Genomic DNA, 10072 nt, shown 5'->3' on the forward strand with positions numbered 1-10072 from the left:
ACTGGTCCGGTGCACTGCAGTCCAGCGGCAACGTGCAACTGGTCGCGAGCGACCAGCCATCGGCCATGCCATCCAGCAAGGCTCTCCGTCTCGGCTGGGCCCAGACGCCGACCACCGCCCAGCAAAGCGTGCTGGCGACGGCGCAGGGCTATGTGCCGTCCAGTACGCAAACGGGTTTCACGGTGGCGATCTGGGCGCGCAACCCCGGCAAGCGCACGCTTACTTTCCGGCTGCGCCTGTTCGATGCCACCACGAAACACCTGGTCCAATGGAACTGTGCGGTCGACCCGCTTGACCGATGGATCCTGCTCACCATGTCGCCAAGCCAACAGGCATCGTCGACCTGGGATCTCGGCCATGACGCGGTCGGCGCGGTGCGCCTCGAGCAGCAGGACGACACGCCCGAGGGGCCGTGGCAACCGGACGATTACCTGCTGTTCGGCGACATCTACGCCGGCGTGCCGGGCCAGCCGCTGTTCCTGATCACCTTCGACGACGGCTTCGATTCGCAGCGCAATGCGGCGCCGCCTCCCGACATGTCCGGCTACCGCGTCACCAGCAGCGACAACGGCGTGTTCGTCACTGACGGTCAGGATACGGTGGCGGTCGGCGCGTCGATCATCTTCCCGACGGTTGCGCCGACCGGCCTGGCGCCGGGAGTGCGCTACTGGGTACGGACGGTTCCGGCGCGGAATACCTTTACGCTCGCGACCGATGCGACGCTGTCGACCGGAGTCGCCAGCAGCGGCTTTGCCGGCTCGGCCCCGTTCAGCCTCGCCGACGGTCCGCAGCGCAGCGGGCAGCAGATCGTCGAAAGCTACGGCTTCAAGGGCAGCGTGTTCCTGGTGCCGGGCTGGCTGGGCACCATGGGGGTCTACGGTTACGGCAGCCACCCGAACAAATTCTTGAGCGCCGCCGACGCCAAGGCGATGTACGCCGAGGGCTGGTCCATCGGCTCGCATTCGAATACCCATCCTTCCAGCGCCGAGAACGCCGGCCTGCGCCTGCTGGGTCCCTACGGCTACTTCCTGAGCAATCCGGTCGATTTCCTGCCCGCCCAGTATGTGCGGGCCTGGGGCCTGAACGCATCGTTCCGGCGCCGTGCCATCAAGGCTGCGGCGGGCAGCAACGTGGTGAGCTTCGAGAATCCGCACCGCTTCCTGGTGAACATGCCGATCGTGTTCACCGACGACGCGCCGTCCGGTTTCGTCCCTGGCATCACCTATTATTGCCAGAGCATTCCCAGTCCGGCCACCGCCACCTTCGCAAGCGACCAGGGCAGCCTGAACGCCACCGTGAAAGTCAGGGCCGACTGGACCGGGCTTGGCCAATACCGCTATGCGGGCTCCGCCCCGGACGACAGCGCGATCTACAAGGACATCATGGCCGGGATCGCCGGAGTCCAGGCACTCGGCATCCCGACCGGCGGCAAGTACTTCGCCTTGCCGCAGGGCGGCGCCGACATCTACGTGCGCTCGGCATGCCTGCGCAGCGGCCTGAAATGGATCCGCGGCGCGTCGGCGCACGCACACACCTTCGCAGTCGGCTACCCGACCGGCGGCGGACTGTCCGCCATCGCGAACACGCCCGGCGGATGGCTGGCACAGACGGATTGCATCCAGACCGACAATACCATCCGTCCGTCGATCAGCGACATCGTGAGCTACATCGACGAGGGCATCGCCCAGCACGCCTGCGGCTGTTCCTACCACCACATGGTCGACGGCGCCACCACAGCCAACCTGGAAAACATGTGCGCCACGCTGCGGGCGCGGGCCGACCAGGGCCTCGTCAAGGTTGTCACGCTCGACCAGATGGACGCGCTGCTGCGGCGCCAATGAGGCAATCGGACAGATAAGGCTTGCGCCGGCAAGCCTTCCGCGATTAACATGTGAACAGTTCTTCACATGTTAATCATGAGCACTCCACCCGACCTCGACAACCTGGTCGACGAACTCGCCGACCTGTTCCACCTGCTGGGCGACCCGACCCGGCTGCGCATCGTGCTGGCCTGCCTGGCGCAGCCGATCGCGGTGGGCGACATCGCGACCACGCTTGCGCTGTCCAGCTCCCTGGTCAGCCACCACCTGCGCCTGCTGCGCGCGGCCCGCATCGTCAAGGCCGAGCGCCAGGGCAAGCAGGTGTTCTACACGGCCGCCGATGCCCACATCAGCGGCCTGCTCGCCAACATGTTCGAACACATCGCCGAACCCGAATCTGCAACAGGACTGGACACATGAGCCTCCACCACCATCACGACCATGGCCACGGCCACGGTCACCACCACCCGGCCCCGGCCGACGCCGGTCGCGCCTTCATGCTGGCCATCATCCTCAATGCGGGCTTCGTCGTGATCGAATTCGTCTACGGCTTCATCGCGAATTCGACCGCGCTGATGGCCGACGCCGGCCACAACCTGTCCGACGTGCTGGGCCTCGTGCTGGCCTGGGGCGCGGCGCTGCTGGCGAAAAGTGCGCCGACACGCCGCTTCACCTACGGCCTGCGCGGCTCGTCGATCCTGGCGGCGCTGTTCAACGCCCTGCTGCTGATGGTGGCCTGCGGCGCCATCGCCTGGGAAGCCGTGCTGCGCTTCGCCCATCCGCAGGAAGTGGCCGGCACCACGGTGTCGATCGTGGCCGGCGTCGGGGTCCTGGTCAACGGTTTCTCGGCCTGGCTGTTCATGGCCGGCAGCAAGGACGACATCAACGTGCGCGGCGCCTACCTGCACATGGCGGCCGACGCCGCGCTGTCGCTGGGCGTGGTGGTGGCGGGCCTGGTCGTGATGGCCACCGGCTGGACCTGGCTCGACCCGGCGGTCAGCCTGGTGATCGTGGTGATCATCGTGGCCGGCACCTGGTCGCTGACGAAGGAATCGCTGCAGCTGGTGCTGGCGGGCGTGCCGGCCAGCGTGGACGCGACCCGGGTCACGGCCTTCCTGGCCGCGCAGACCGGCGTCACCGAGGTGCACGACGTGCACATCTGGGCGATGAGCACCACCGAGACGGCACTGACCGCCCACCTGGTGATGCCGGGCGGGTATCCGGGCGACGAAGCCATCGACCATATCGTCGAGCACCTGCGCGAGGATTTTTCGATCCACCACTGCACGCTGCAGGTGGAACAAGGGACGACGAAGCACAGCAGCTGCGCGCTGCATGATGCGCACGGCGATGATCATGATCACGACCACGACCACGCTCATGATCACGGGCATGCCCACGCGGGGCACGCGCACTGAACGTTCATGGTGGGGCATTTCAGGCCAGTGGCCTGAAATGCAGTGCCCACGCACACGTCAGCCGGCCAGGTTCGCGTAAAGAGCCGTGCTCAGATACCGCTCGCCGAACGACGGAATGATGGTGACGATCAGCTTGCCCGCATTCTCCGGCCGCTTCGCCACCTGCATCGCGGCCCACAGCGCCGCGCCGGACGAGATCCCGACCAGCAGGCCCTCCTCGCGGGCGGCCGCGCGCGCGGTCTCGAAGGCGTCGTCGTTCTTGACGGCGATGACCTCGTCGTAGATTGCCGTATTCAGCACTTCCGGCACGAAGCCGGCGCCGATGCCCTGGATCGGGTGCGGGCCCTTGGTGCCCTTCGACAGGATCGGCGAGGCTTCCGGCTCCACGGCGATGGCCTGGAAGCCCGGCTTGCGCGCCTTGATCACCTCGGCCACGCCGGTGATGGTGCCGCCGGTGCCGACCCCGGCCACCAGGATGTCGACCTTGCCGTCGGTGTCGCGCCAGATTTCCTCGGCCGTCGTGCGGCGGTGGATTTCCGGGTTGGCGGGATTGTTGAACTGCTGCGGCATGAAGCAATTCGGATCGGAGGCGACGATCTCCTCGGCGCGGCGGATCGCACCGAGCATGCCTTCCGGACCTGGAGTGAGCACCAGCTCGGCGCCATAGGCACGCAGCAGCATGCGGCGCTCATTGCTCATGGTCTCGGGCATGACCAGCCGGCAGCGGTAGCCGCGCGCCGCACAGACCATCGCCAGCGCGATCCCGGTGTTGCCGCTGGTGGGTTCGACGATGACGGTGCCGGGACCGATCTTGCCGGCCTGTTCGGCCGCCTCGATCATGGCCAGGCCGATCCGGTCCTTGACGCTGTGGGCCGGGTTGTAGAACTCGAGCTTGGCCAGGATGTCCGCGCCGGCGCCTTCTCCGTTATGTCGACCCAGGCGGCGAATGCGCACCAGTGGGGTATTACCGATCAGTTCAGTAACGTCGTTCGCGATGCGCATGTGATCCTCCGCGTTAGCTTGTGTGGTTGACTTATTTAACGTCCAGCAGTTCCACGTCGAAGATGAGGTCCGAATCCGGCGGGATGCCGCCGGGCGAGCCGCGTTTGCCGTAGGCCAGCTCGCTCGGGATGATCAGGGTGCGCTTGCCGCCCACCTTCATGCCGGCCACGCCCTGCTCCCAGCCCTTGATCACCATGCCGGCGCCGAGGCGGAAATCGAGCGGCGTGCGGCCGGGGTTCAGCGAGGAGTCGAACTTGCGGCCGCGCTGCTTGGCTGCCATCGGCTTGTAGAACCAGCCGGTATAGTTGACCACGACGGTGCTGCCGACCGTGGCTTCCTTGCCCTTGCCGACGACGATGTCGATGATCTGGACCTGCGGCGCGGTGGACTGGACGCTCGGCTGCGCCGGCATATCGGTCGCCTGCTGGGTGCTGCCGGGATTGGCGGCCGTGGTCTGGGCCTGGGTCTGGGTGGAGTCCTGCGCGCCGGCGGTGCTTGCCGCCAGCAGCAGGCTCAGGAAGGCGATACGACGGATCATGGAGCCTCTTTCATGGTTCAGTAAATAACTGAACCTATGATAACAAGGCCTCTTCCGCTTGCACAGCATCGTTGGCGGCGGGCGCCGGATCGGCCACGCGCGCCGGCACGCCGAGCGGGACGGCATTCGCCGCTTCCGCCAGCTTGCGCAACATGTGGCCAGCGGCGACCATGCCGAAGGTCGCGGTCACGACCATGCTGGAACCGAAGCCGGCGCAGTTCAGGCCGGTGATGCTGTTGGCATCGATCTCGCAGGCGTCGCCGGCTTCCGGATAGCGCAAGGGCTCCATCGAGAACACGGCGTCGATGTGGTACTTGTTCTTCTCGCCGCGCGCGAAGCCATACTGGGCGCGCAGGATCTTGCGCACCTTCTTCAGCAGCGGCTCCTGCTCGGTACGGGCAAGGTCGCGCACCTCGATTTTCGTCGGATCGAGCTGACCGCCGGCGCCGCCGATGACGATCAGCGGAATCGCATGGTCGCGGCAGTGGGCGATCAGGGCGGCCTTGGCCTTGACGCTGTCGATGGCATCGAACACGTAGTCGAATCTGCCGGTGCCGACCATCTGCGGGATGTTGTCCGGATCGATGAAGTCTTCGATCAGCTCGACTTCGCAATACGGATTGATCAGCGCGATGCGTGCTTTGAGCGCCTCGATCTTCGGCATGCCGACAGTCGAGGACAGGGCCTGGATCTGGCGGTTGATGTTCGATTCGGCCACGTTGTCGAGGTCGATCAGGGTCAGGCGGCCGATGGCGCTGCGGGCCAGGGCTTCGACGATCCACGAGCCGACGCCGCCGACGCCGATCACGCAAACGTGCGCCTGACGGAAGCGTTCCAGTGCACGCTCGCCATACAGGCGGGCAATGCCGCCGAAGCGGCGGCCGAAGTCGACTTCGTCGGCGAACGCGTCGACCTTCCCTTCAGCCGGCGCAAGGAGAGAGGTAAAAATAGTCGTCATGATCGGACTATTCTACCGGACGGAATGACGAGCATTGCCCTAAAATAACTTTCAGTCAATCAAATTTTCACTCTCATTAAGCGTCCGCAACAACACATCATGAACGAGCTCCTCCCAGATCCCGCCCCCGATTTCGACCAGCCGGTCGCCGTGCTCAAGCATTGCCATGGACGCATCCGCAAGCAGCTTGCCACCCTGGAAAAACTGCTGGCCCACCTGCCCGGGCATGGTGCCGACCAGCAGGCGCGCCAGGCCGCCAGCGCGGTGCTGAAGTATTTCGAGAAAGCCGCCCACCTGCACCACGACGACGAGGAGCAGGACCTGATCCCGATGCTGCGCGCGGTCGCCCAGGGCGAAGACGCCGCCACCCTGCAGGCGCTGGCGCCGGTGATCCTGCAGGACCACAAGGATATGGATGCGATGTGGCAAGACCTGCACGAGCAGCTGACCATGATCGCGGATGGCAGCGGCACTCAGCTGTCGAGCGGCGGCGTGCAGCGCTTCACCCAGCGCTACCTGGGGCATATGGAACGCGAGGAAAGCATGCTGGCGCCGATGGCCCTGCGCCTGTTCGGTCCGGAGCAGATGACCCGGCTGAGCCAGGCCATGCAGCGCCGCCGCGGCATCGAACCCACGCCGGCCGCTACCGTTCCGGACGTGGCGATGCCTGGCGGCAGCGTAGCAGCGCCGGCAAGCACGGCAGCTGCCGCAGCATTGGCTGCCGCAGCATCGGCTGCCGCAGCATCGGCTGCCGCAATGTCCGTCGGCGAGCGCGTGGCCGACCTGCGCAAGGATTATGGCCAGGCCAGCCTGGACGAGCGCGACGTCGCCGACGACCCGATCCAGCAGTTCACCCGCTGGTTCGAGGAAGCCCTGAAGGCCGAGGTCAACGAACCGAACGCGATGGGCGTGTCGACCGTGGACGAGCGCGGCCGGCCAAGTTCGCGCATCGTGCTGGTCAAGCAGTTCGACGCCCGCGGTTTTACCTGGTACACGAACTACGCCAGCCAGAAGGGCCAGCAACTGAACGGCAACCCTTTTGCGGCTCTGCTATTCTTTTGGAGCGAACTTGAACGGCAGGTGCGGATCGAAGGCAGAGTCGAGCGCACCTCGGCCGAAGAAAGCGATAAATACTTTAACAGCCGACCCCTGAAGAGCCGGCTGTCGGCGATCGCCTCACACCAGAGTGCGCCGATCGCAAGCCGCGCAGCCCTCGAACACAATTACGAGGACGTCGCGCGACAGTTTGGCGAAACGCCGCAGCGGCCACACGACTGGGGCGGTTTTCGTCTGGTGCCGGAACGCATCGAGTTCTGGCAGGGGCGGCGTTCACGCTTCCACGACCGTATCGTCTATACGCGGCAGGAAGATGGCAGCTGGACGCGGCAGCGTTTGCAACCGTAAGGGGCATTCCCAAACCGTAAAAAGCGGCAGCAATGTTGGACGAGAAGCGCAGCTGTACGAGCGTACAGCGAACCTCGCAGACCAACAATGCAACGCGCAGCAGGTTCGGCAATGCTCCCGTAAAGCCAGCTGTGAAGCCGGCCTTTGGAGGGTTTCGCGTGTTCGACCAGCTGAAGTTATCCGCCTGGACATCAGGCATCCGCAACAAGTACAACCTGCCGCTGCGCGTGGAATTATGGAACGGCGAGCAGGTCGACTTGTCCTCTGAACAGCCGCGCGTGAAGATCCGCGTGCCGGGCCCGGGCGGCCTGCGTTACCTGCTGTCGCCGACCCTCGACAACCTGGGCGAAGCCTATGTCGAAGGCGCGCTCGAGATCGAGGGGCGGGCGGCGGACATGATCGATATCGGCAACTCCCTGGCCGAATCCACCGGCAAAGCGCCGCGCGCCAGCCGGGTCGCCAGCGCGCTGCGCCTGGTCTCGCCGCACACGCGGGAAAAGGACGCCGAGGCGATCCGCTACCACTACGACGTCTCGAACGAGTTCTACAGCGAATTCCTCGACCCGGCGATGGTGTATTCCTGCGCCTACTTCGAAAACGGCGACGAAGACCTGGCCACGGCCCAGACCAAGAAGATCGACCACATCCTGACCAAGATCGGCGTGCAGCCGGGCCATACCCTGCTCGACATCGGCTGCGGCTGGGGCGCGCTGGTGCTGCGCGCGGCGCAGAAGTTCGGCGCCCGCTGCGTCGGCGTGACGCTGTCGCAGAACCAGTTCGAGCTGGCGCGCGAGCGCGTGGCCCGGGCCGGGCTGCAGGACCGGATCGAAGTCCGCCTACAGGACTACCGCGACGTGACCGGCGAATTCGACCGCATCACCAGCGTCGGCATGTTCGAGCACGTCGGCGTGCAGCACCTGCCCGAGTACTTCGGCCGCATCAACAAGCTGCTGGCGCCGGGCGGCGTGGCAATGAACCACGGCATCACGACCACCGACGTCGAACAGCGCTCCAGCCCCTACGGCGGCGGCGAGTTCATCGACCGCTACGTATTCCCGCATGGCGAGCTGGCCCACCTGTCGACCGTGATCCGTACCATGCAGGAAGGCGGCCTCGAAGTGCGCGACGTGGAAAACCTGCGCCGCCACTATGCGCGCACCTGCGCGATCTGGACCGAGAACTTCGAGAACAACGCCGAACGCATCCGCCAGCTGGCGAATCCGAAAACCTTCCGGATCTGGCACGTCTACCTGGCCGGCTGCGCCTATGCGTTCGCCCACGACTGGATCAGCCTGTACCAGATCGTGTGCGGCAAGGCCGGCCAGGATCCGGCACAGATTCCGTGGTCACGGCGTTACATGTACGAAGCGGGCATCGCCGGGGATGTACTGACCCGGCATTGAGGTTTATTTCAGGCGCTCGGCGAAAGTCTTGCGGAACTTCGCCACCTTGGGCGCCACCACGAAGGCGCAGTAGCCCTGCAGCGGGTGCTGCGCGAAGTAGTTCTGGTGGTAGTCCTCGGCCTTGTGCCAAGTGTCAAGCGGCAGCAACTGGGTGACGATGGGCGCGTCCCATACCGCCGCCATCTCCGCCATCACCTTGCGCGCCGTCGCTTCCTGCTCGGGCGAGGTGAAGAAGATGACCGAGCGGTACTGCGTGCCGACGTCGTTGCCCTGGCGGTTCAGGGTGGTCGGATCGTGGATGGTGAAGAAGATCTCCAGGATGTCGCGGTAGCTGATCACGTTCGGGTCGAACTCCAGGCGCACCACTTCCGCATGCCCGGTGGTGCCGGCGCACACTTGTTCATACGTGGGATGAGCCGCGCTGCCGCCCATGTATCCAGATTCGACGCGGGTCACGCCGCGCGCCTCGAGATATACCGCTTCCAGGCACCAGAAACAGCCGCCGCCCAGGATCGCCACTTCGGTTGCTGATTGCTGATTCATACTCGGTCCTCTACAGATAAGCTGGCAAATGTGTTGGCAAATGGGCCGTTATTTATGGCTTCACTGTAACCGAAAGCGCAGGCCTGTGCATATCGGCTGTGGAAGCGGCCCCGGAGCGCCGCGCCATTGATGGCATAATGACGCAAATGAACACCAGATCTCCCCGCGCCACCGAGCGCGGTTTCGATTCCGCGCATTTCCGCCAGGCCCTGTCCCAGTTTGCGACCGGCGTTACCGTCATTACCACCCGCCTGTCCGACGGCAGTTTCCGTGGATTGACCGCCAGTTCCTTCAATTCCGTCTCGCTGGAACCGCCGCTGGTGCTGTGGAGCCTGTCCGACAAGGCCAACAGCATGCCCATCTTCAGCGGCAATTCGCACTACGTGATCAACATATTGTCCGCCGGCCAGGAAGACGTGGCGCGGCGCTTTTCGCGCCGTGGCGCCGATCCCTTCGCCAGCACCGACTACGAACTCTCGCGCACCGGCCAGCCCATCCTGAAAGGCGTGGCCGCCTGGTTCGAATGCCATAACCGCAGCCGCTATCCGGAAGGCGACCACGTGATCTTCGTCGGCGAAGTCGAAGAGTGCGAGGTCTACGCGCAGCCGGCGCTGATCTTCCACGGCGGCCAGTTCGGCTCGACGTAGGAGAGGAGGGGTCAGAGTCCGGTGTTGCCTGCCTGGACTCTGACCCCGGTGTTCAGTGGCAGTGCGCGTCTTCCAGCGAGAAAAGTGAAAATCGCTGTCGCAGTTAGAAAAGCCACGAAAGAAGACAATTTCTATAATGGCCAGACTCGGGCAGCGCAGACCGCCCACGTCCAATAAGATTCTTCTGCGACAGGAGTCCCATGAGCCGTTCCGATTCGCCCCGCAAAGCCCAATTTCACTGGGATGACCCGCTGCTGCTGAACGCGCAGCTGAACGACGAAGAGCGCATGGTGCGCGACGCCGCCAGCGCCTACTGCCAGGACAAGCTGATGCCGCGCA

General features: G+C 65.0%; 10 protein-coding genes and 1 pseudogene. 7 read left to right on the plus strand and 4 right to left on the minus strand.

What is annotated here, in order from left to right; translation table 11 throughout:
- The 3 genes from ACI48D_RS24650 to ACI48D_RS24660 form a co-directional block, all read left to right on the plus strand.
- On the plus strand, positions 1-1841 hold a 1841-nt coding region (locus ACI48D_RS24650), incomplete at its 5' end, for a hypothetical protein (RefSeq protein ID WP_435573883.1).
- A gap of 75 nt (positions 1842-1916) precedes the next feature.
- Complete coding sequence (locus ACI48D_RS24655) at positions 1917-2240, plus strand: ArsR/SmtB family transcription factor (RefSeq protein ID WP_435573884.1); 324 nt, start codon at positions 1917-1919, stop codon at positions 2238-2240.
- Positions 2237-3238, plus strand: coding sequence for a cation diffusion facilitator family transporter (locus ACI48D_RS24660; protein ID WP_435573885.1), 1002 nt, complete (start codon positions 2237-2239; stop codon positions 3236-3238). Before ACI48D_RS24655 ends, ACI48D_RS24660 begins: the two co-directional genes overlap by 4 nt.
- A 57-nt stretch (positions 3239-3295) precedes the next feature.
- Here the strand turns inward: ACI48D_RS24660 and cysK are convergent, their stop codons facing one another.
- Genes cysK through tcdA form a run of 3 tightly spaced genes read right to left on the minus strand, consistent with a single transcriptional unit; the run spans position 3296 to position 5736 of the window.
- Entirely contained in the window at positions 3296-4240 is a 945-nt protein-coding gene (gene cysK, locus ACI48D_RS24665) for a cysteine synthase A (RefSeq protein ID WP_435573886.1), read from the minus strand.
- 31 nt (positions 4241-4271) lie between these two features.
- Positions 4272-4778 (minus strand): FKBP-type peptidyl-prolyl cis-trans isomerase, encoded by a 507-nt coding sequence (locus ACI48D_RS24670; protein WP_435573887.1) that lies wholly within the window; start codon positions 4776-4778, stop codon positions 4272-4274.
- A 34-nt stretch (positions 4779-4812) separates the two neighbouring features.
- A complete protein-coding gene (gene tcdA, locus ACI48D_RS24675) occupies positions 4813-5736 on the minus strand; it encodes a tRNA cyclic N6-threonylcarbamoyladenosine(37) synthase TcdA (protein ID WP_435573888.1) in 924 nt (307 codons plus the stop codon).
- A gap of 99 nt (positions 5737-5835) precedes the next feature.
- Here tcdA and pdxH point away from each other — a divergent pair, with 99 nt between their 5' ends.
- Both pdxH and ACI48D_RS24685 read left to right on the plus strand, forming a co-directional pair.
- Positions 5836-7140 (plus strand): pyridoxamine 5'-phosphate oxidase, encoded by a 1305-nt coding sequence (gene pdxH / locus ACI48D_RS24680; protein WP_435573889.1) that lies wholly within the window; start codon positions 5836-5838, stop codon positions 7138-7140.
- A 158-nt stretch (positions 7141-7298) separates the two neighbouring features.
- Entirely contained in the window at positions 7299-8543 is a 1245-nt protein-coding gene (locus ACI48D_RS24685; RefSeq protein ID WP_435573890.1) for a class I SAM-dependent methyltransferase, read from the plus strand.
- 3 nt (positions 8544-8546) lie between these two features.
- Here ACI48D_RS24685 and msrA read toward each other — a convergent pair whose 3' ends face one another.
- Positions 8547-9086, minus strand: coding sequence for a peptide-methionine (S)-S-oxide reductase MsrA (gene msrA, locus ACI48D_RS24690; RefSeq protein ID WP_435573891.1), 540 nt, complete (start codon positions 9084-9086; stop codon positions 8547-8549).
- Positions 9087-9232: 146 nt separating this feature from the next.
- Between msrA and ACI48D_RS24695 the strand changes: the two genes are divergently transcribed.
- Entirely contained in the window at positions 9233-9733 is a 501-nt protein-coding gene (locus ACI48D_RS24695) for a flavin reductase family protein (RefSeq protein WP_435573892.1), read from the plus strand.
- Between the two features lie 200 nt (positions 9734-9933).
- Positions 9934-10072: pseudogene (locus ACI48D_RS24700) on the plus strand (acyl-CoA dehydrogenase); the annotation flags it as partial.

Source organism: Massilia sp. LXY-6, assembly GCF_051233485.1.
Taxonomy (GTDB): domain Bacteria; phylum Pseudomonadota; class Gammaproteobacteria; order Burkholderiales; family Burkholderiaceae_D; genus Telluria.

Coding starts and splice junctions, on each gene's coding strand:
- cysK (WP_435573886.1), bottom strand. CDS start 4,240: ATGCGCATCGCGAACGACGTTACTGAACTGATCGGTAATACCCCACTG.
- tcdA (WP_435573888.1), bottom strand. CDS start 5,736: ATGACGACTATTTTTACCTCTCTCCTTGCGCCGGCTGAAGGGAAGGTC.
- ACI48D_RS24695 (WP_435573892.1), top strand. CDS start 9,233: ATGAACACCAGATCTCCCCGCGCCACCGAGCGCGGTTTCGATTCCGCG.
- pdxH (WP_435573889.1), top strand. CDS start 5,836: ATGAACGAGCTCCTCCCAGATCCCGCCCCCGATTTCGACCAGCCGGTC.
- msrA (WP_435573891.1), bottom strand. CDS start 9,086: ATGAATCAGCAATCAGCAACCGAAGTGGCGATCCTGGGCGGCGGCTGT.
- ACI48D_RS24670 (WP_435573887.1), bottom strand. CDS start 4,778: ATGATCCGTCGTATCGCCTTCCTGAGCCTGCTGCTGGCGGCAAGCACC.
- ACI48D_RS24660 (WP_435573885.1), top strand. CDS start 2,237: ATGAGCCTCCACCACCATCACGACCATGGCCACGGCCACGGTCACCAC.
- ACI48D_RS24655 (WP_435573884.1), top strand. CDS start 1,917: ATGAGCACTCCACCCGACCTCGACAACCTGGTCGACGAACTCGCCGAC.